The organism is Phaeobacter piscinae (assembly GCF_002407245.1).
In the GTDB taxonomy this organism is placed as follows: Bacteria; Pseudomonadota; Alphaproteobacteria; order Rhodobacterales; family Rhodobacteraceae; genus Phaeobacter; species Phaeobacter piscinae.
On record NZ_CP010681.1, the window covers coordinates 405,293 to 424,349 of the forward strand.

Sequence of the window (19,057 nt, forward strand, 5' to 3'; positions counted from 1 at the left end):
TGTTGAGGCACTGTATACGCGTCCATGAGAGGCGCGGGCATTTGGGATCGAGGGGAGGCGACTGCCATGAAATTACTGAGATACTATAGTGATGCCGGTATTCGTCCGGGTCTCAAAGCCGACGATGGCACTCTGAGAGACCTAGGCGAGCATATCGCGGATCTCACGGGCGCAGAACTAGGGCATGACACGCAAGCGAAGCTGGCATCGCTTCCGCTGGCAGATTTGCCGATCGTTCAGGAAGGGCCGAGGTTGGCCCCCTGCGTTGGCGACGTTGGCAAATTTCTCTGTATCGGCCTGAACTACCGGGATCATGCTGAGGAGGCGGGACTTGCGATCCCACAGCATCCGATCCTGTTTCTAAAGGCGAATTCAGCCATCAGTGGCCCAAACGATCCAGTGGTTTTACCGCGCGGCGCGCAGAAAACCGACTGGGAGGTAGAGTTGGGCGTGGTGATTGGGAAAACAGCCAAATACATCGGGATTGAAGACGCGCTTGACCATGTGGCGGGCTATTGCGTGGTCAACGATGTCTCGGAGCGATCTTTCCAGATGGATCTGTCCGGGCAATGGACCAAAGGGAAGAGCTGCGACAGTTTCGGCCCGATTGGCCCGTGGCTGGTAACACCCGATGAGGTTCCCGACCCGCAGCAACTTGTGCTTTACTGTGATGTGAACGGCAAGCGCATGCAGCAGGGTCACAGCAGTACGATGATCTTCTCCGTCGCAGAAATCATCTCACATCTCAGCCAGTTGATGACACTGCACCCCGGTGACCTCATTGCAACCGGGACACCGCCGGGGGTGGGGATGGGGCAGAAACCCGACCCGATCTATCTGAGGGCGGGCGATACCCTGCGGCTAGGCATCGATGGGCTGGGTGAACAGCAGCAGCATATCGTCGAAGACAGCTGACTGTATTTGTTCATTGCATGCACTCCCGCCCGTCGCCGGATCTTGACCAAGATCCGGCCCCGTTGGGTCAGGCCGTGCGCCTTTCCTGCGTGGCGCTGGTTATTTTTCGATAGGAGGGGCACCACCTACAAAACTGTTGCCCTCGGCATAGTTGCATGGGGCATCCTGCATGTTGAGGTGCAGATCATCCCCGTTAAAGGGATGGGCGCGGGCTAGATCTTCGTCGACCTCGATGCCAAGACCTGGCGCGTCTGACGGGATCACGAAACCGTCCTCCACAGTGATCCCCTGTTTAATCAGCGCCGCATGAAACGGTGTCTCGATTGTTTCGATCATCAAGAGGTTGGGGATTGAGGCTGCAAGCTGGATATTGGCCGCCCACTCGACAGGACCGGCGTAGAGATGAGGCGCCATCTGTGCGCCGAAGACTTCGGCGATGGCCGCAATTTTCTTGGTCTCCCAGATACCGCCGGATCGCCCCAAGGCCGGTTGCAGGATTTCTGCCGCACCTGCCCGTATGATGGCGGCGAACTCCGCTTTCGTTGTTAGCCGTTCCCCTGTCGCGACCGGGATGCGCACCCGATCTGCAACCCGAGCCATATCTGCGACCAAATCGGGAGGCGTGGGCTCCTCAAACCACAGGGGTTCGTAAGGTTCCAATGCTTGACCGAGCCGAATAGCCCCTGCCGGCGTAAATTGGCCATGTGTGCCGAACAATAGATCCGCCCTGTCGCCGACAGCTTTGCGGATCGCGCGGCAAAAGGCGACGGATTGGGTGATGTCAGATTGGGCCGGCATATGCCCCCCCCGCATCGTATAGGGACCGGCGGGGTCGAATTTGACCGCAGTGTAACCTTTTTCCACGGCTGCGATTGCGGATTCGGCCGCCAGTTCGGGCGTGTTCCAGAACGCATCAATATCGTGATGGGGCAGTGGATAAAGATAGGTATAGGCACGCAGCCGGTCGTTCATTCGCCCGCCAATCAAAGCGTGAACTGGCCGGTCACGATCCTTGCCGAGGATATCCCAGCAGGCGATCTCAAGGCCAGAAAAGGCGCCCATGACGCTCAGGTCGGGGCGCTGCGTGAAACCCGATGAATAGGCCCGCCGAAACATCCATTCGATATTTTCGGGGTTCATGCCCTGCATGTGCCGCTCAAAGACATCGCGGATCACATGCGTCATTGCGTCAGGGCCAACGGAGGCGGCGTAACATTCACCCCAGCCAGTAATACCGGTGTCGGTGGTCACCTTGACCAGAATCCAATAGCGCCCTCCCCAGCCAGGAGCGGGGGGAGCGGTGACAATGATGTCCAGATCTTGCAGTTTCATGTCAGGTTCTTCCGTGTCTGCTCTGAGGTCTATTGGTCAAAAAGGATGACGTTGCGACGCGCCGATCCTGTTTTTGTATCGGCAATTGCTGCATTGATGTCTTCAAGGCTCCAACGCCCGGAAATCAACTCGTCCAACTTCAGGCGCCCCTGCTGATAGAGGTCCACCATCCACGGAATATCGCGCTGAATTACCACGTCACCCATTTTGGAGCCGATCATGCCTTGTCCGATAGCGGCCATGATGACCGGCTCATAGCTGGCTTTTGCGCCTGAGTGCGGCATGCCGATCATCACCATGCGCCCGCCGATGCCCAGATATCGCGTGGCCTGCTCATAGGCCGGGATAGCGCCGACCGTGACCAGAACAACATCAGCCCCTCTGCCACCAAGAGCCTTGTATGAGGCCTTCCATGGCGCATCGAGGCGGCCGAGAACGGTGTGGGTCGCGCCAAACTCCTTGGCAATCTCCAGCTTTTCCTCGCTTAGATCGACGGCAACGATCCGGCGCGCACCTGCGATGCGGGCGCCCTGGATCGCATTGAGGCCAACGCCCCCCGCGCCGATCACAACAACATCCTCGCCCGCGCGCAGCTTTGCGGCGTTCACTGCCGCACCAACGCCCGTGATGACGCCGCAGGAGATAAGCGCGGCGACATCTTTGGCTATTTCGCTTGGGATTTTTACGATCTGGCGTTGATCCACAACCACTCGCTCTGCGAAGGCACCGCAGGCCATTGCCTGCATCAACGGCGCACCGTCAGCGGTTTTGAGCGGGCCGTTGACTGCATCATAGGGGGTTTCGCATAGGGTGGGCGCACCGCCTGCGCAGCTGGGACAGCTGCCACATGATCGGATCAGAGTGACGACAACGCTGTCCCCCGCAGCGAAGCCCTGTACATTGTCGCCGACGGCGCTGATCACGCCAGCGGCTTCGTGGCCATAAACGGCAGGCAAAAACCCACCCCAGGCGCCCTCTGCAAAGGAGATGTCGCTATGGCAGATCGCAACGGCGTCCAGTGTCACCTCAACTTCTCCAGTGCGAGGCGCGGCGAGCTGGACATCTTCGATCACGAGAGGGCTACCAAACTCGTGGCAGACGGCGGCTTTGATGGTTGGCATGCGATCTCTCTCCCTGTTTGCAGGCCACGGTGGACCGGGGGGAGGAGGGCTGCAAGTCTGAAACCGTCAGTGAAACGTCGTATCCCGAGGCACATAGGCGCAGGGAGAGCAGGATGGGCCCGCCTAGATCGCTGATGAGCAGCGTATCACGTCGATTCTTTGCGGCCTTTCAGAGCGGCTACTGTTTTTACAAATCGTTGTGCCTCGTCCGGGGCTGACCCAAGTTGCCGGGTTGCGTCAAAGAGTGTTGCGTGATCCAGCTCTGGAAATTGCGCGGCAGCAACCTCTTGCAGGGGTACGCCCTGCTGTGCAGCCTTGACACAGAGATCCTTGACCGCGGCCTGCGCCTCACCTCGCCGCATCTGTTCTGCCAAGGCAAAGCTCAGCGCTTCTGCATAGATTGTCCCATCGGCAGCGTGGAGGTTGCGCAACATCTGCTTGGCGTCTGGCGCCAGCCCTTTGGTCATGGAGACAGCCGTCCGGGCGGCTGTTGCGGCGCAGAAAACGATCTGTGGAAGGCTCAGCCATTCGCCAAACCAGCTGGCGCCGTCGCGTTGGTGCTGATGCGCGGCGGCATGATGCAGAGCCGAAAGCTGTGCGGTCGCCTGCGATGCCAGCGCGATCAGCGCTGAGGCGGCAACCGGGTTCTGTTTCTGCGGCATGGTTGAGGACGCACCTGCCGTGCTGGTTGTCAGCTCGTCAATGCCGCTTTGGCGCAGGGCCAGGCAATCGGTCCCCAATTTCCCGATTATAGTGCAGGCGCGGGTGAGCCAGTCCGCGATCCGCAGAACCGGGCTGCGATCCGTGTGCCAGCTGCGATGCGGATCCGCCAGCGACAATCCCGCAGCCATTTCGGCGCGCAGCTCGCTGGCCTTGGATCCCAATGCGCTGGCCGTTCCAGCAGCACCGGACAGTGACACCAGCAGACAGGTTTGACGGAGCACTGGCAGCTCTTCGAGCAGTGCAGCCAGAGGCTGCCCCCACGTGGCCACAACGGCCCCGAAGCTGGTCGGGGTGGCCAACTGACCATAGGTGCGTGCAGCCATCGGAAGGTTGGCATGGGTGCCCGCCATATCGGAAAGTTGCTTAAGCAGGGTGAGCAGATCAGTCTCAACAGCTGCAAGTGCCTGCCGCAATCGCAGCATCAAAGCGCTGTCCATAATATCCTGCGAGGTTGCCCCCCAATGCACATATTGGGCGTGCTCCGGTGCGTTCATTTCGTCCCTCAATGCATTCACCAGACCGGGCACGGGGACGCCATTCTGTCCGGCCGATTGGGCCAATGCACCGGGGTCCAGAGCGACCTCCATCACCGCGCGGCCAATCGCTGCAGCGCTCTCTTCCGGGATCAGGCCGAGCTTGCCCTGCGCCTTGGCCAGTGCCCCTTCGACCAGCAGCATGGCACGGATTTCTGCGCTGTCTGAAAACAGCCGGGAAATATCTCCCGCAGGAAACAATGAAGCATAGAGCTGACTGTCGAAGAGAGAAGCGGCCATCAGAGATCTTTCACCAAGGGTTGCTATGACTGCTGCTATCCGGTTGGGGCAGCAATAGGCGGCAAATGGGGTATATTCAGGTCTGTTACCCTATCGTGAGGGCGGTCGGCTACCATTTGTGCCAGATATTGTGGTCGCTCGCACGCTCCCGAAGGCGCACCGGGCCGCGGCCCAGCAGCCATCAGATATGGCCTTGCTCCCTCAGGAAGGTGATCAGACGATCCGCAAAAGCCTCGGGCTGTTCGACACAAGGTATATGACCGGCGCGGCGGATCAGCTCGAACTTGGAACCGGGGATGAGGTCGACGGTTTCGCGTACCAGATCCGCCGGTGTCGCGCCGTCGTCTGAGCCCGCAATGCCTAAGGTCGGCAATCGTAAACCACTGGTCGGTGTGTAAAAATCTGTGCCTGCGATCGCCGCGCAGCATCCGATGTAGCCCTCGACCGATTGCTGGAGCAGGTGGTCGCGCCAATGAGACAGCTCGGGCGACTTGCGGAATGCCGGGGCAAACCATCGCTCCATGATGTTGTCCGCAACGGCCTCAATCCCATCACGCTTGATCGCCTCAATGCGCTGTTGCCAGCTAGCGGCAGTCCCGATCTTGGCGGCGGTGTTTGACAGCACCAGCCCACGCATCAGATCCAGCCGCTTGATCGCCAGCCCTTGCGCGATCATGCCGCCGATAGACAGCCCGACGAAGATGCAGCCCTTCACCTGCAACTGGTCCAGTAACCGTTCGGCATCGCGGACCAAGGTGCCCATGGCGTAGGGGGCAGGCGTTGCAGGTGTCCCGCCATGGCCACGCAGATCATAGCGGACAATGCGCAGTTCTTTTGGCAGCCGTTCTACCACCTGATCCCAGACATGCAGGTCAGTGCCAAGAGAATTGGCAAAGACCAAAGGAGGTCCGTCGGCGGTTCCATCCAGTTGGTAGTGTAGCTGGACATCGCCCAGTTCAGCGAATGGCATAGGGGGCTCCGGGGTGTGTTCGGTCGCGCTTTCTAACGCGGGCTACCCGTCAGGTAAAGTCAGCCGGTGCGTGAAGAAATAAGCATATGCGACCCTAACCCGCAGATTTGAGCCGCATATGAGCCATGATCTGCCCGTGATCAGAGGCGAGTTTGTTGTAGGGAGCTTCGGGATGGCTGCCATCAGTCAGATGGTCATTGAAGACGCTGAAATATTCCATCTCTCCTATGTGGCCTGCCCAGTCCGGATCAAAATGGCGAGACATGTAGATCTGATCGATGCTTTCATGAACGCCGCCAAAGGCCGTGGTGTAGACCACATCGCGGAGCGACTTTCTGAGGAATTGCTTTTCTGCTGACCGCAATCGAAACCTGTCAATGGTTTCACGGATGTGCCGATCCTCCTCTGCACTGTAACGGTCGCCGGTGTGCCGGGCGTCATGGCGCAGCATCCAGGAATAATTCCTAAACGGCGTCTCGCCGCTGATGATTTCGGAGCTGACGGCGTTTTCCCCGTCATTGAAATCTCCCAATACCATGACCGGACGGTTCTGTTCCAATTCGTCCAAGACCATCCGCCGCAGCACCCAGGCCTCAGCCATACGGCGCAGCGCAGCACGCAGCGCGCCCAAGGCGCGACCTCCCGCATCATAGGCCGTGAGCACGGTCTCGGGCGGGTAGGGTGCGCCTTGCGGGGTGATGAACTCACCCAGTTTGGATTTCAGATGACAGTTGAAAACGCTGACAATCTGCCCGGCGACAGGGATCCGGGCCTTCATGATCGGGCGCGACAGCCGTCTCAGCGTGTAATAGCCCGCGTCCTCTTCGCCACCAAGACAGGCCATCGGAATATCCAGGGGTTGCGGCAGATCCTGAATGATCTCGACCGGCTCAGCGAAGCCATATCGCGACAGGATAGCAAGGCCCGGGCGCCGTTTCCCTGGTGTTTCGCTGTCGTTTATGTTGGGCGCAAAGGCCAGCTCAGCCTCAGTGTAGGGCGTATAGGCCAGTTTGCGGAAAATTGCCTTGCGATGATAGCGTTTGGATCGGTCCGGCAGGCTGGCGGCATTTGCCTCCTGCCCGCGCCGGTCGGTCTCAGCGATGATCTCACGCAGCGGCGCTTCCTCGAAGATCTCCTGAAACCCGACAATATCGGCATCCAGGGTCAGCAGCTGATCAGCCATCCAATCGGACTTCCACGCGTATTCCTCCGGCGTGTAGCTTTGAAATTTATAGTATTCCTGATCCGGACCTATCAGGTTTTTCACGTTGAAGGATGCAATGGTGAATTCGGTCATGTGGTACTCCAAACTCGATAAGGGCGGTCATTCGGAGTCAGCCGAACCGATGCAACGCCTCGGCAAAAAGGGCTGCGTCGACGTTGCCGCCTGTTGCGATAGCGATTGTGGCAGGGCCGCTCAATTGGTCACCATGGAACAGGGCGGCTGCGAGAGACACAGCGCCGCCGGGTTCCAACACGATCTTCAGCCGTGAAAAGGCCAGCGCCATGGCGCGCATCGCGTCCTCTTCGCTCACCACGATGCCGGAGCTGCAGAGACGCGACAGAATGGGGAAGGTGATGTCGCCCGGTGCAGGCGTCAGGATTGCATCACAAAGTGACCCCGCAGAGGCCTCGTTCCGGCAGATTTCACCTGCAGCCAGTGATCGGGCGACATCATCAAAACGCTCAGGTTCACAAGGGCTGACTGTCATCTTTGGCGCGGTCTGTTCCAGAGCAAGCGCGACGCCGGCGGTCAAACCACCACCACCGCAGCACACCAGAACATCCGCTTCGCTCACGCCAAGGTCCGCAGCTTGGCGGGCAATCTCAAGGCCAACAGTGCCTTGTCCGGCGATAACCTCTGCGTCGTCGTAGGGTTTGATCAGGGTAAGGCCGCGCACCTCTGCCAGTTCTGCTCCGATGGCATCACGGTTGTCTTTGGCCCGGTCGAACAAAACCACCTCCGCGCCGAGCGCGCGTGTATTGGCAATCTTGATGGCTGGCGCATCCTGCGGCATCAGGATCACGACGGGCGTCGCATGTGCGGCAGCCGCAGCGGCCACTCCCTGTGCATGATTGCCACTGGAATAGGTCAGTACGCCACGGTGTCGCTGGTCGTCGGACAGTGCAGAAAGGGCAGCCCAGCCGCCGCGAAACTTGAACGAACCAGTGTGTTGCAGGCACTCGGCCTTGACCAGGACACGGCGTCCGGCAATGTCATCCAGAAACGGCGAAGATAGCAACGGCGTCTCCCGTGCGTGACCACTCAGGCGGTCGGCAGCTGCGGTAATCGCGGCAAAGGATGTCATTGAACAATCTCCAGAATGCGATGGATAAGCGCCAGCGACTCGGGCTCATCAAGGAAGGGGACATGACCCCGGTCCGGGACCTCCACGGCGAGCAGCTCCGGTAGGTGGCGCTGCATTTTTTGGTAGGTATCGGCGCTGAGAATATCCGAATTGCCCCCACGGATGACGCCCGATGGCACCCCCCTGAGGGATTGGAACAGCGGCCACAGATTCGGCGGCGGCCCGGCGGCTGCCTGTGCCAGTAAGGCGTCGCGCAACCGCGCGTCGTAGCGTAGGGCCAAACCGTCCTGTGTCTGGGTGTAGAAAACCTCCACCTCCTCGCGCCAACGCGCCATTGGCACATCGGGAAATGCTGGGGCCATATGTGCCGCCAGCACCGAGGCGGCCTGTTCATGAGTTTTGGCCACTGGGCGATGCCCGACATAGGCCATGATCCGCGCGATGCCATCCGCTGGGATTTCTGGCCCTACGTCGTTCAGGATCACGCCAGCCAGCCTGTGTTTGTGCAAGGCGGCCAGCGCCATAGCAACCAGTCCACCGCGAGAGGTGCCAAGAAGTGTGACGCGATCAATATTTAGATGATCCAGCAGCTCAATCACATCCTGTGCCTCACGTGGGACTGAATAGCTGTGAATGTCCTCGGCGTATTGCGACCTGCCTCTGCCGCGTGCATCCAGCGTGATCACGCGATGCCCACGGATGTGCGGCCGAAGATATCGAAAATCCTGCCCGTCGCGGGTCAGACCGGCCAGACACAGCAAGGGGGGGCGGCCCTCCATGCCTGTTTGGTCGGGATCGTCATAGGCGAGCTGCATCCCATCCGAGGTGGTGAAGACTGAAAGCGGTCCTGATGTAAGCGACACGGGATTATGTCCCAAGCAATGTCGGAATACTGCTCAGGTCGCTCAGGATATGATGTGGTGTCCAAGGCAGGCGATCCATCGGTTCACCGCTCCGATTGACCCAGGCTGTGGTGAATCCATACCCCGCCGCGCCGGCGGCGTCCCAGCCGTTGGAGGAAACAAACAATACCTCGTCGCGCTGACAGTTGAACCGTGCCTCGACGAGGTCGTAGACCTGTGCATCGGGTTTGAAGACCCCGACGGCCTCGACAGACAAGACATCGTCCAGCAGCCCGCTCACACCGGCCGAGTTTACTGCACCTTCCAGCATCTTAGGTGATCCATTGGACAGGATCGCTGTCTGTAGCCCAGCCGTTTTGAGCGCGCGCAACATCTGCGGCACCTCCTCATAGGCCTGAAGCTGCCAATAGAGATCGAGCAACCGTTTGCGGAGTTGCGGATCCCCACTGAGGCCGGTGGCGTCCATCGCCCAGTCCAAACCATCTTGGGTGACCTGCCAGAAATCCGTGTAGGCATTGGTGATGGCGCGCAGCCAGGTGTATTGCAGCTGCTTCAGTCGCCAGTGATTGGCCAGCTCGGCCCAATGGTCGATCAGATGCGGAAACTCCGGCTCCTGTGCGGCTTGCCGCGCGGCCGCCGTCACGTCGAACAATGTGCCATAGGCATCGAAGATACAGGTTGTGATCGCCATGGGGTCTCCCGTCCGGTGTCCTGCGGTTGGACCAGCCTAGGCGCAAAACGGACGTCAATTCCAGCCACAATGCGGTGCATTCCGTGACAAACAGCTACCAGTTCGGGGCGCTGGTCGGTTGGGTTTACATCAGGGGTGGGTCCTATACTGTGCGCGCCTTTGTAACGTGAAACCAACTGGAGGTCCCATGACCGAGGTAAAAAGCGGCGATACCGTACGCATCCACTACACAGGCAAGCTGACAGACGGCAGCGTCTTTGACAGCTCTGAAGGGCGCGAGCCGCTTGAGTTCACCGTTGGCTCCGGTCAGGTCATTGAAGGTATGGACGCAGGTCTGGCTGGCATGACCGCAGGCGAGAAAAAGACGCTCAACATTCCTGCGGATCAGGCCTATGGCCCCAGCCATGATGAGGCGCGTCAGACCATCCCGCGCGAAGGCATTCCCGATGACATCCCGCTTGAGGTCGGCACCCAGCTGCAGATGCAGGCTCCAACCGGGGAAGTTCTGCCGGTAACCGTGGTTGAAGTGACCGAAGCGACCGTGACCCTTGACGCCAACCATCCGCTGGCGGGCAAGGATCTGATTTTTGATATCGAATTGGTATCAATCAACTAAGACGGGATGAGGTGGCGCCTCTTGCGCCGCCTCATCAAACCGGCTCTTTTGCGCAAATAGGATTTGTGGCGAAAGAGGGTGAGATGAGCGGGATTTCCACGTCAGCAGCATTGATGGATCGCTTGGGGATATCCGTGCCGATCCTGCAATCTCCAATGGCGGGTGTCAGTACGCCCGAAATGGCGGCGGCCGTCAGCAATGCGGGCGGGCTCGGTGCTCTGGGCATCGGCGCGGCACGTGTCGAACAGGCCGAGAAAATGCTTGTTCAGACAGCGGCACTGACCGAGCGGCCCTTCAATGTCAACGTGTTCTGCCATCAACCTGCGACCGCCGACCCTGTGCGAGAGGCAGCTTGGCTTCAATATCTATCACCGGTGTTCCAAGGCTTCGGCGCGACGCCACCGCAGGGTTTGCGCGAAATATACACCAGTTTTTGCGTAGATCGCGACATGCAGGACATGTTGATCGCGCAGCGCCCGGCGGTTGTTAGCTTTCACTTTGGCCTGCCTTCGCAGGATGTCATCGCGGCATTGAAAACCGCAGGTGTCGTAGTGCTCGCCACCGCAACCTCGCTGACTGAGGCCCGTAGCCTGGAGCGCGCTGGCATTGATGCCATTGTTGCGCAGGGGTGGGAGGCGGGCGGCCACCGGGGCATTTTTGATCCCACCGGTGAGGATGAGCGGCTGCAGACCTTACCGCTGGTCCGCGAATTGGCGGCGGCACAGACGCTGCCGGTGATCGCCGCGGGCGGGATGATGACCGGGGCGGATATCGCTGATGCTCTGTCTGCAGGCGCTGCAGCGGCGCAGCTTGGCACCGCCTTCATTGCCTGCCCGGAGAGCAGTGCCGACGCAGGATATCGGGCAGCCTTGTTGGCCGACGATCCCGAAACGGAAATGACCGCGGTGATCTCAGGTCGTCCGGCACGCTGCCTGGGCAATCGATTTACCGATTGGGGGCGCCAGAACCGTGATGTTGAGATCCCGGATTACCCTATCGCTTATGATGCCGGGAAGGCGCTGAACGCGGCGGCAAAAAATCGTGATGAGGTTGGCTATGGTGCGCAATGGGCAGGGCAGGGTGCCGCCCAATCGCGGGCGATGCCAACGGCCGAGCTGGTCGCCACGCTTGCACGGGAATTGACAGTAGCGCAGCAGGGGAGCCGTACGCCGGAATAAGAAAAGGGCACCGCTGCGGGTGCCCTTCGGTCTTTTGGTCGCGAATAGTCGCGATCAGAGATTGTCCTGCTGCGGCATTCCAAGGACGTGAAATCCCCCGTCGACGCGAATGACTTCACCGGTGGTGCAGGCTCCGGCGTCAGAGGCGAGGTAGACAGCGGTTCCACCAACGGCTTCCAGCGTTGCATTGTCCCGCATCGGGGCGTTCTGCGCCGTATGCTTGAAGGTTTTGCGCGCACCACCGATGGCCGCACCGGCCAGGGTCTTCATCGGGCCGGGGGAAATCGCGTTGACACGAATCCCTTCCGGGCCGAGGTCATTGGCCAGATAGCGCGTGGCGCTTTCAAGGGCTGCCTTCGCGACGCCCATGACGTTGTAGTTGGGGACGACACGGTTTGACCCCTGATAGGTCAGCGTCAGCAGAGTACCGCCCGCATCCTTCATCAGCGGATAGGCCCGGCGGGCCACCTCGACAAAGGAATAGGCCGAGATATCCATCGAGTTCTTGAAGTTTTCGCGGCTGGTATCAAGGAACCGCCCGGTCAGCTCCGCCTTGTCTGAATAGGCAATAGCATGAACGACAAAGTCGATGCTGTCCCAACGTGCAGACAGCTGTTCGAAGGCTGTGTCAAGTGAGGCATCGTCAGTCACATCGACATCGACCATGAAATCGCTGCCAACGCTCTGCGCCAGCGGCTCAAGACGCTTGCCGAATGCCTCACCCTGATAGGTAAAGGCCAGGTCCGCTCCGGCCTCAGCCATGGCCTTGGCGATACCCCAAGCGATCGAACGATCGTTGGCGACCCCCATGATCAGGCCACTCTTGCCCGTCAATACTCCTGACATCCGCCGTTATCCTTTGTACTTGCTCAAGACCATTGAGCCATTGGTGCCACCAAAGCCGAAGCTGTTGGTCATCACGCTGTCCAGACCGGCGTTTTCCACCAGCTGGGTCGCGACCTCTGCGGGTTCAATACCCTCGGCCAGGGTGTCGACATTGATCGACGGGGTGATGAAGTCGTTGTCCAGCATCAGAAGGCAGAAAATTGCCTCCAAGGCGCCAGCCGCGCCCTGTGCGTGGCCAGTCATCGATTTGGTGGACGAAATCGGAGGGACATTGCCCGCACCGAAGACGCGGCGGGCCGCTTCGACTTCGCCGACGTCGCCAACCGGGGTCGAGGTGCCATGGGCATTGATGTAGTCTACTTTGCGGCCGTCCGGCAGGGACTGAAGGGCCAGACGCATCGCGCGTTCGCCGCCTTCACCAGAGGGGGCGACCATGTCGTGCCCATCGGAGGTCGCGGCAAAGCCGGTGACTTCAGCATAAATTTTGGCGCCGCGGGCCAAGGCGTGATCCAGATCTTCCAGCACAACAATGCCGCCGCCGCCGGAAATCACAAACCCGTCACGATCCTGATCGAAGGCGCGCGAGGCTTTTTCGGGCGTGTCGTTATATTTCGACGACATTGCGCCCATCGCGTCGAACAGGCACGAAAGCGTCCAGTCCAGCTCCTCGCCGCCGCCGGCAAACATCACATCCTGTTTACCCATCATGATCTGCTCGGCTGCGTTGCCGATGCAATGCAGCGAGGTCGAGCAGGCAGACGTGATGGAGTAGTTGATGCCCTTGATCTTGAAGGCGGTCGCCAGGTTGGCAGAGATCGTGGAAGACATACATTTGGGCACTGCGAACGGCCCGATACGCTTGGTCGCGCCGGTTTTCAGAACGGTCTGATGGGCGGTCAGCATGGCCGATGTGGAGGGCCCACCTGAGCCTGCAACAAGGCCCGTGCGCTCGTTCACCACCTGATCGTCGGACAGGCCGGCATCAGCAATCGCCTGGCTCATTGCGATATGAGCATAGGCCGCGCCCGCGCCCATGAAGCGCAGGGTGCGTTTGTCGACATGGTCCGCCACATTCAGCTTGAGCGTGCCCGCGATCTGGCTGCGAAAGCCATGTTCGGCCATTTCAGGGCTGGCTTCGATGCCAGATTTCCCTGCTTTAAGAGAGGCAAGGACCTCTTCGGCATTGTTCCCGATGGACGAGACGATGCCCAGACCGGTGACGACGACACGACGCATGCTGCGTACTCCTATGCTGTTTCAGGGGGCCAGAGGAAAGCTGCGGATCAGCTCTCGGACAGGGCCACCTTCATGTCTTTGACCTGGTAGATGACTTCGCCATCTGCCTCGACGATCCCATCGGCAACACCCATGGTCAGGCGGCGGGTCTGGATCGCCTTGGTGAAGTCGATCTTGTAAGTCAGCAGCTTGCGATCCGGGCGCACCATACCGGTCAATTTGACCTCACCGACACCCAGAGCATAGCCGCGCCCCTGCCAGCCGCGCCAACCGAGATTAAAGCCGGTCAGCTGCCAGAGACCATCAAGACCAAGACAGCCGGGCATGATCGGGTTGCCGGGGAAATGGCAGTCGAAAAACCATAGCTCAGGGGTGATGTCGAACTCGGCTGTGATGTGACCTTTGCCATGGGCGCCGCCATCTGCGGACACATCGGTGATGCGATCCATCATCAGCATGGGGGGGGCGGGCAGCTGCGCATTGCCAGGGCCAAACAGCTCGCCTCTGGCGCATTTTAGCAAATCGTCTTTGTCAAAGCTGCTGGGGTAATCGGCCATGCTGGCGCTTCTCCTGCCTATGTTATCATCGTCTATCTGGCCCCCTGTAGCACCCGTTTCGACTCTCCTGCAAGGGTTCCGGGCGCAGCGGGACAACCGGCATCCCGCCTGTGGCCTTCAGGTTTTTCAACTGTAACAGTCTAGGAGGAGGTACAGACGCCGCGCAAATTGAATTGAATACAGTGACCCATTCGGCCTATAAATACGTCCAGCAACGCTATGCAGGACCTGCTTTATGACGCCAACACCCGCAGATATCGCTACCAACTGGCTGGAAACAGCCGGATTGCGCCCGACTCGTCAGCGGGTGGCGCTGGCAGAATTGCTCGTGGGCGATGGCAAACACCGCCATGTCACCGCTGAAAGCCTGTTTGACGCAGCCAAAGATAAAGGGGCCGCTGTGTCCCTTGCCACCGTCTACAATACGCTTCGCGCGTTTTGCGATGCGGGTGTGTTGCAGGAAATCACTGTGGATGGCTCCAAAAGCTATTTTGACACCAACACCCATGACCATCCTCACTTTTATTGGGAGGACGAGGGGCGTCTGTCAGATGCGCCATCCGACCAGTTGGTGATCAAGAGCCTCCCGGCGGCACCGCAAGGCGTCGAGATTGCCTCTGTGGATGTTGTGATCCGCCTGCGCAAAATCTGAAGATCTTCACTGATCCGGTGAACCGGCCGTTACCACGTCTGCCAAAATGCCTTGTGCGCGCTGGATCACGCTGCCGAGCGCAGCGCGGCTGTGGCTGATCAGCACAAGAGGTTCCTCCGCAGACGCGTCACTGATCGGAACCGAGACCAATCCGGGCCCGCCGTAGGAATTTGTGCCGGGTGGTCTGCTGTAGGTGATGCCAATGCCCTCGCCGTGGGCGGCCAAGCTGCACAACAGCTCAACCGATGCGGCGCGGTGGGCGATACGGGGCAAGGTGCCGATAGATTTGAACAGCCCAAGCATATGGCGCACGGAGTGCCCCTCTTCTGATAGAATCAGCGGTTGCTCAGCTAGATCTGCCAGCGCCAAGTGATCCCGCCCTGCCAGCGGATGGCAGTGCGGCAGTAGTGCAACGGGCGACCGGCGTAACAGCTCCTGACGCATAAAACTGGCATCCACGCCAAGGTCGTAGCTGACGGCCAAGTCAATATCCCCAGCGATCATCGCGGCGATCAGTGGTTCAAAATGGTCGACCTTGTAACGGATCGCGACACCCGGGAGGGCGGTGCGAAGACGCTTAAGAGCGGGAGCGAGCAGAAAGGGCGCGAGGTCAGTAAACCAGCCAACCGTCAGCTGCTGGCCGGTCGCATCCTCGCTGCCTTGGCGTTCCAACCGTGCAGCCTGCTCCAGCAACGCTTGCGCACGTGCTGCGAAACTGCGTCCCTGCGGTGTGAGAACCACCGCGGCGCCACGACGGCGCAGAAACAGGGTCTCCCCCAACTGCGCCTCAATCCGCGCGAGGGCGGTGGACAGCGCAGGCTGGCTGACATGCACCGCCGCCGCTGCGGCGGAGAGGCTGCCGTGCTGCGCAATAGCGCAGACGTATTCGTAGTGGCGCAGGGTTAAATATAACATCAGATTATTTTTTGCATATTAAGATATTATTTGAGCATGCTCAGCCTCTGTGTGCAAGATCGGGGGCAAGCGGGCCAAAGCGCCCGCCGTCGCAGCCCAGATTTTGATCCCAAGGACAATCCCCATGCCTCATCCCCTCATCACTCAGGATCATATCGATCAGTTCCAACGCGACGGCGTGGTGCTGATACGCGGGCTTTTCGCGGATCAGGTGGAGCTGCTCCGTGACGGCGTGGAGGCCAATATGGCTGAGCCGGGCCCCTATGCCTCTAACAACGAAAAGAAGGGCCAGACAGGGCGCTTCTTTGACGACTATTGCAACTGGACCCGAATCCCGCAGTTTGAGGAGGCGATCAAACACTCACCCGTCGCCGATATTGCAGCAGATCTGATGCAGTCCAAACGCGTTCAGATGTTTCATGATCATGTTCTGGTGAAGGAACCGGGCACCTCCATGGCGACACCCTGGCATCAGGATGGTCCCTACTATTTTGTTGAAGGCCGGCAGACCATAAGCTTCTGGTCGCCGCTTGACCCGGTCACGGATGCATCACTGCGCTGTGTCGCGGGCTCTCACCGGTGGGAGAAAGAGGTCCTGCCGACACGGTGGGTGTCTGAAGAAGGGTTCTTTGCCGATGAGGGGCAATACATGTCGGTTCCGGATCCAGATGCTGAGGGCATGACAGTCAAAGAATGGGAGATGCAGCCGGGTGATGCGGTCGCATTCAATTATCGCACCCTGCATGGAGCACGCGCCAATACCAGCCGCTCCCGTCGTCGTGCCTTTTCGCTGCGTCTTGTGGGAGATGATGCGCGCTACATCGAACGCCCTGGACCCACGTCGCCGCCATATCCCGGCCATGAGATGACGCCGGGTCAGATTCTGCGCGAGGATTGGTTCCCGGTTCTGTTGCAGCGCTGATGGATATCTGGGTCTGGGCTGATGTGCCGGCTCAGACCTTCAGAACCACTGCCCCGGTTCCATCAGCCCCAGATCAAGAAGCTGGCGCGAGTGCCAGTCAAACGGAGCAGAATTGTGCCAGCGAAAGTTATCAATCTCAAAGGAGGACCCGGGATTGCGCTTCAGCGCCTTTGCTGTCCGAAACGAGCAGATGGCCGCCGTCAGATTGTGATGCCAGGGGCAGGCGTAGGTGTTGTACTCCGGCTCGCTAAAGCGGTGATCGTCGAACAGGTGCAGATCAGGTTTGGCGCGAAATAGCGAAATCCGGTCGATCTTGCGACTGGCGGCCGGAATGTGTTCCTCATACCGCCAGCGCACGCCGCCGTAGAAATCCAGCTGACGGTCCAGCGGGTGACCCGTCTGCGGATCGTTGCGCGATTGGGCGTAATAGCCGGATTTGTCCAGATGCGCGGTGTCAAGCGAAACCCCATTCGGCGCCGCCGCAAGATCCCCGGCATAGAGATCGATGACATAGCTCAGCATTGCGTCACGGCGTTCTTCAGCATGAAAGCCCAGCAGTTCCACAACGTTCCGGCTCTCGCAGAAGGGATAGAACAGGTATTCGGCGTTGTAGCAGTAGTAGAGCCAACATCCGGGTGCGGCCGCCGCTATGACTTTGTTTATCGCATCGAACACGGCATCCCGCCTGCTGCAATCATACGGCACACGCTCGATACGTGTTTCCAGATCATAGGGGATATCAAAGGCATCGGGCATAAACACCACGACCGTCGCGAAGCCTAGATCAAGGTGGTGGCGCAGGGTTGTTGCGATCTCAACCTTGTCTTCGACAAAGATCAGGGCGACAGGCCCTTTTGTCAGGGCCGTTTTGGCATGTTCGAGAAATCCCTCGAGTGATGAATGCATCATATCCGATTGCCTACTGCTCTCTGCCGACGCCCTTATCTGGCGGTTGCTGCTAAAATCGGGTAATCGGGGCGGCATTGCAAGCAGAGCCGTTTCCGGCTATGCCACGCCGCTGTTGCGACCCCTCCGCTGAAAAGGTTGTCCCCATGAGCGCCCCGAAGAAGCTGTTTATCAAGACCTATGGCTGTCAGATGAATGTCTATGACAGTGAACGCATGGCCGAGGCGCTGGGCGGCGAAGGCTATGTTGAAACCAAATCGCCTGATGATGCGGATATGATCCTGCTGAACACCTGCCACATCCGGGAGAAGGCCGCGGAAAAAGTCTATTCCGAACTGGGCCGCTTCAAGGGGCTGAAGGCGGAGAAACCGGATCTGAAGATCGGCGTCGCAGGCTGCGTTGCGCAGGCCGAGGGACAGGAAATCATGCGTCGTCAGCCGCTGGTTGATCTGGTGGTTGGCCCCCAAAGCTATCACCGCCTGCCAGAAATGGAAGCCAAGGCGCGGACCGGCGAAAAGGTGCTGGACACCGATTTCCCTGAGGAAGACAAATTCGAGAAGTTGAAGAACCGCCCCAAGGCCAAGCGCGGGCCGACCGCGTTTCTGACGGTGCAAGAAGGCTGCGACAAATTCTGCGCCTTCTGCGTGGTGCCCTACACCCGTGGTGCCGAGGTCTCGCGCCCGGCAGATCGTATCCTGCGAGAGGCGCAGGATCTGGTCGAACGCGGCGTGCGAGAGATCACCCTGTTGGGCCAGAACGTGAATGCCTACCATGGCGCCGGCCCCAACGGGGATATGACGCTGGCACAGCTGATCTGGGAGCTGGACAAGGTCGATGGGTTGGAGCGCATCCGCTTCACCACATCGCACCCCAATGATATGCAGGACGACCTGATCGAGGCGCATGGCACCTGTGCCAAACTGATGCCCTATCTGCACCTGCCGGTGCAGGCGGGGTCCGACAAGATCCTGAAGCGCATGAACCGTGCGCATACCGCCGAAAGCTATCTGCGGCTGATCGAGCGCATCCGCGCCGCGCGTCCTGATATCCTGATCTCCGGCGATTTCATCGTCGGCTTCCCGGAAGAGACCGAAGAGGATTTTCAGGCGACTTTGGATCTGGTGGAGGAGGTCAAATATGGCACCGCCTATTCCTTTAAATACTCCACCCGCCCCGGCACCCCGGCAGCAGAGCGCGCGCAGGTCGACCCCGCGGCCGCTGACGACCGGCTTCAGCGACTGCAGGCTCTGCTGACGAAACAGCAGCGTGAGGTTCAGGACAGCATGGTAGGCCGTGACGTCACCGTGTTGTTTGAGAAGGCAGGGCGTTTCCCGGGTCAGATGGTCGGGAAATCCGACTATCTGCATGCGGTCCATGTCGCGGATTGTGACCGGGCCATCGGGGATCTCGCCCGGGTGCGGATCCTGTCCTCCGGGGCCAACTCGCTGGCGGGTGCGCTGATCGAAAAGTAACTGGCGGTGTGGTAACGGCTGGTACCGCGTCGACCGCGCCATGGTCTCAATCCTGCTACG

At 59.7% G+C, this 19,057-nt stretch carries 19 protein-coding genes; 6 read left to right on the forward strand and 13 right to left on the reverse strand.

From position 1 onward, the window contains the following. The first annotated feature begins 66 nt into the window (after nucleotides 1-66). Nucleotides 67-915 carry a fumarylacetoacetate hydrolase family protein gene (locus tag phaeop14_RS01855; RefSeq protein ID WP_096788584.1) on the forward strand — a complete coding sequence of 283 codons (849 nt, stop codon included), beginning with the start codon at nucleotides 67-69 and terminating at the stop codon, nucleotides 913-915. 99 nt (nucleotides 916-1,014) lie between these two features. Here phaeop14_RS01855 and phaeop14_RS01860 read toward each other — a convergent pair whose 3' ends face one another. The 8 genes from phaeop14_RS01860 to phaeop14_RS01895 all read right to left on the reverse strand — a co-directional run bounded on the left by phaeop14_RS01860 (nucleotide 1,015) and on the right by phaeop14_RS01895 (nucleotide 9,697). After that, nucleotides 1,015-2,247, reverse strand: a complete 1,233-nt coding sequence (locus tag phaeop14_RS01860; RefSeq protein WP_096788585.1) for a mandelate racemase/muconate lactonizing enzyme family protein — start codon at nucleotides 2,245-2,247, stop codon at nucleotides 1,015-1,017. A 29-nt stretch (nucleotides 2,248-2,276) separates the two neighbouring features. Continuing rightward, nucleotides 2,277-3,368, reverse strand: coding sequence for a Zn-dependent alcohol dehydrogenase (locus tag phaeop14_RS01865; protein ID WP_096788586.1), 1,092 nt, complete (start codon nucleotides 3,366-3,368; stop codon nucleotides 2,277-2,279). A 146-nt stretch (nucleotides 3,369-3,514) separates the two neighbouring features. Next, nucleotides 3,515-4,864, reverse strand: a complete 1,350-nt coding sequence (locus phaeop14_RS01870; protein ID WP_096788587.1) for a lyase family protein — start codon at nucleotides 4,862-4,864, stop codon at nucleotides 3,515-3,517. A 181-nt stretch (nucleotides 4,865-5,045) separates the two neighbouring features. Beyond that, nucleotides 5,046-5,834: a 3-oxoadipate enol-lactonase gene (pcaD, locus tag phaeop14_RS01875; protein ID WP_040180467.1), complete on the reverse strand. Its 789-nt coding sequence runs from the start codon at nucleotides 5,832-5,834 to the stop codon at nucleotides 5,046-5,048. Between the two features lie 94 nt (nucleotides 5,835-5,928). Then, nucleotides 5,929-7,131 carry an endonuclease/exonuclease/phosphatase family protein gene (locus phaeop14_RS01880; protein WP_096788588.1) on the reverse strand — a complete coding sequence of 401 codons (1,203 nt, stop codon included), beginning with the start codon at nucleotides 7,129-7,131 and terminating at the stop codon, nucleotides 5,929-5,931. 37 nt (nucleotides 7,132-7,168) lie between these two features. Beyond that, entirely contained in the window at nucleotides 7,169-8,143 is a 975-nt protein-coding gene (locus tag phaeop14_RS01885) for a threonine ammonia-lyase (protein WP_096788589.1), read from the reverse strand. Further along, nucleotides 8,140-8,958 (reverse strand): alpha/beta fold hydrolase, encoded by an 819-nt coding sequence (locus phaeop14_RS01890; protein WP_096788590.1) that lies wholly within the window; start codon nucleotides 8,956-8,958, stop codon nucleotides 8,140-8,142. The genes phaeop14_RS01885 and phaeop14_RS01890 overlap by 4 nt, the downstream gene beginning before the upstream one ends. Before the next feature lie 52 nt (nucleotides 8,959-9,010). Next, a complete protein-coding gene (locus phaeop14_RS01895; protein WP_096788591.1) occupies nucleotides 9,011-9,697 on the reverse strand; it encodes a haloacid dehalogenase type II in 687 nt (228 codons plus the stop codon). A 187-nt stretch (nucleotides 9,698-9,884) separates the two neighbouring features. On the opposite strand from phaeop14_RS01895, the gene phaeop14_RS01900 reads away from it, so the two are divergent. Together phaeop14_RS01900 and phaeop14_RS01905 are read left to right on the forward strand one after the other, a co-directional pair. Continuing rightward, nucleotides 9,885-10,313 (forward strand): FKBP-type peptidyl-prolyl cis-trans isomerase, encoded by a 429-nt coding sequence (locus tag phaeop14_RS01900; RefSeq protein ID WP_024098385.1) that lies wholly within the window; start codon nucleotides 9,885-9,887, stop codon nucleotides 10,311-10,313. A gap of 83 nt (nucleotides 10,314-10,396) precedes the next feature. Beyond that, the gene (locus tag phaeop14_RS01905) at nucleotides 10,397-11,491 is read left to right on the forward strand and encodes an NAD(P)H-dependent flavin oxidoreductase (protein ID WP_096788592.1); all 1,095 of its coding nucleotides are present in this window, start codon (nucleotides 10,397-10,399) and stop codon (nucleotides 11,489-11,491) included. Nucleotides 11,492-11,545: 54 nt separating this feature from the next. Here the strand turns inward: phaeop14_RS01905 and phaeop14_RS01910 are convergent, their stop codons facing one another. The 3 genes from phaeop14_RS01910 to fabA are packed head-to-tail and all read right to left on the reverse strand — an operon-like array spanning nucleotide 11,546 to nucleotide 14,130. Further along, nucleotides 11,546-12,337 carry an enoyl-ACP reductase FabI gene (locus tag phaeop14_RS01910; RefSeq protein ID WP_096788593.1) on the reverse strand — a complete coding sequence of 264 codons (792 nt, stop codon included), beginning with the start codon at nucleotides 12,335-12,337 and terminating at the stop codon, nucleotides 11,546-11,548. 6 nt (nucleotides 12,338-12,343) lie between these two features. Further along, a complete protein-coding gene (gene fabB / locus phaeop14_RS01915) occupies nucleotides 12,344-13,573 on the reverse strand; it encodes a beta-ketoacyl-ACP synthase I (protein ID WP_040171054.1) in 1,230 nt (409 codons plus the stop codon). Nucleotides 13,574-13,620: 47 nt separating this feature from the next. Continuing rightward, nucleotides 13,621-14,130 carry a bifunctional 3-hydroxydecanoyl-ACP dehydratase/trans-2-decenoyl-ACP isomerase gene (gene fabA, locus phaeop14_RS01920; RefSeq protein ID WP_014879135.1) on the reverse strand — a complete coding sequence of 170 codons (510 nt, stop codon included), beginning with the start codon at nucleotides 14,128-14,130 and terminating at the stop codon, nucleotides 13,621-13,623. 235 nt (nucleotides 14,131-14,365) lie between these two features. Between fabA and irrA the strand changes: the two genes are divergently transcribed. Next, a complete protein-coding gene (gene irrA / locus phaeop14_RS01925) occupies nucleotides 14,366-14,782 on the forward strand; it encodes an iron response transcriptional regulator IrrA (protein ID WP_014873568.1) in 417 nt (138 codons plus the stop codon). Nucleotides 14,783-14,788: 6 nt separating this feature from the next. Here irrA and phaeop14_RS01930 read toward each other — a convergent pair whose 3' ends face one another. Then, nucleotides 14,789-15,697, reverse strand: coding sequence for a LysR family transcriptional regulator (locus phaeop14_RS01930; RefSeq protein WP_096788594.1), 909 nt, complete (start codon nucleotides 15,695-15,697; stop codon nucleotides 14,789-14,791). 124 nt (nucleotides 15,698-15,821) lie between these two features. On the opposite strand from phaeop14_RS01930, the gene phaeop14_RS01935 reads away from it, so the two are divergent. Continuing rightward, a complete protein-coding gene (locus tag phaeop14_RS01935) occupies nucleotides 15,822-16,619 on the forward strand; it encodes a phytanoyl-CoA dioxygenase family protein (protein WP_096788595.1) in 798 nt (265 codons plus the stop codon). Nucleotides 16,620-16,658: 39 nt separating this feature from the next. On the opposite strand, the gene phaeop14_RS01940 is transcribed toward phaeop14_RS01935, so the two are convergent. After that, complete coding sequence (locus phaeop14_RS01940; protein WP_192870580.1) at nucleotides 16,659-17,528, reverse strand: glycosyltransferase family 2 protein; 870 nt, start codon at nucleotides 17,526-17,528, stop codon at nucleotides 16,659-16,661. A 143-nt stretch (nucleotides 17,529-17,671) separates the two neighbouring features. Here phaeop14_RS01940 and miaB point away from each other — a divergent pair, with 143 nt between their 5' ends. Beyond that, complete coding sequence (gene miaB, locus phaeop14_RS01945) at nucleotides 17,672-18,997, forward strand: tRNA (N6-isopentenyl adenosine(37)-C2)-methylthiotransferase MiaB (protein WP_040180449.1); 1,326 nt, start codon at nucleotides 17,672-17,674, stop codon at nucleotides 18,995-18,997. Nucleotides 18,998-19,057: the final 60 nt, after the last annotated feature.

What these genes read in the sequence shown, in the direction of transcription:
- phaeop14_RS01855 (WP_096788584.1), top strand. Translation starts at nt 67, where the DNA reads ATGAAATTACTGAGATACTATAGTGATGCCGGTATTCGTCCGGGTCTC.
- phaeop14_RS01860 (WP_096788585.1), bottom strand. Translation starts at nt 2,247, where the DNA reads ATGAAACTGCAAGATCTGGACATCATTGTCACCGCTCCCCCCGCTCCT.
- phaeop14_RS01865 (WP_096788586.1), bottom strand. Translation starts at nt 3,368, where the DNA reads ATGCCAACCATCAAAGCCGCCGTCTGCCACGAGTTTGGTAGCCCTCTC.
- phaeop14_RS01870 (WP_096788587.1), bottom strand. Translation starts at nt 4,864, where the DNA reads ATGGCCGCTTCTCTCTTCGACAGTCAGCTCTATGCTTCATTGTTTCCT.
- pcaD (WP_040180467.1), bottom strand. Translation starts at nt 5,834, where the DNA reads ATGCCATTCGCTGAACTGGGCGATGTCCAGCTACACTACCAACTGGAT.
- phaeop14_RS01880 (WP_096788588.1), bottom strand. Translation starts at nt 7,131, where the DNA reads ATGACCGAATTCACCATTGCATCCTTCAACGTGAAAAACCTGATAGGT.
- phaeop14_RS01885 (WP_096788589.1), bottom strand. Translation starts at nt 8,143, where the DNA reads ATGACATCCTTTGCCGCGATTACCGCAGCTGCCGACCGCCTGAGTGGT.
- phaeop14_RS01890 (WP_096788590.1), bottom strand. Translation starts at nt 8,958, where the DNA reads ATGCAGCTCGCCTATGACGATCCCGACCAAACAGGCATGGAGGGCCGC.
- phaeop14_RS01895 (WP_096788591.1), bottom strand. Translation starts at nt 9,697, where the DNA reads ATGGCGATCACAACCTGTATCTTCGATGCCTATGGCACATTGTTCGAC.
- phaeop14_RS01900 (WP_024098385.1), top strand. Translation starts at nt 9,885, where the DNA reads ATGACCGAGGTAAAAAGCGGCGATACCGTACGCATCCACTACACAGGC.
- phaeop14_RS01905 (WP_096788592.1), top strand. Translation starts at nt 10,397, where the DNA reads ATGAGCGGGATTTCCACGTCAGCAGCATTGATGGATCGCTTGGGGATA.
- phaeop14_RS01910 (WP_096788593.1), bottom strand. Translation starts at nt 12,337, where the DNA reads ATGTCAGGAGTATTGACGGGCAAGAGTGGCCTGATCATGGGGGTCGCC.
- fabB (WP_040171054.1), bottom strand. Translation starts at nt 13,573, where the DNA reads ATGCGTCGTGTCGTCGTCACCGGTCTGGGCATCGTCTCGTCCATCGGG.
- fabA (WP_014879135.1), bottom strand. Translation starts at nt 14,130, where the DNA reads ATGGCCGATTACCCCAGCAGCTTTGACAAAGACGATTTGCTAAAATGC.
- irrA (WP_014873568.1), top strand. Translation starts at nt 14,366, where the DNA reads ATGACGCCAACACCCGCAGATATCGCTACCAACTGGCTGGAAACAGCC.
- phaeop14_RS01930 (WP_096788594.1), bottom strand. Translation starts at nt 15,697, where the DNA reads ATGTTATATTTAACCCTGCGCCACTACGAATACGTCTGCGCTATTGCG.
- phaeop14_RS01935 (WP_096788595.1), top strand. Translation starts at nt 15,822, where the DNA reads ATGCCTCATCCCCTCATCACTCAGGATCATATCGATCAGTTCCAACGC.
- phaeop14_RS01940 (WP_192870580.1), bottom strand. Translation starts at nt 17,528, where the DNA reads ATGATGCATTCATCACTCGAGGGATTTCTCGAACATGCCAAAACGGCC.
- miaB (WP_040180449.1), top strand. Translation starts at nt 17,672, where the DNA reads ATGAGCGCCCCGAAGAAGCTGTTTATCAAGACCTATGGCTGTCAGATG.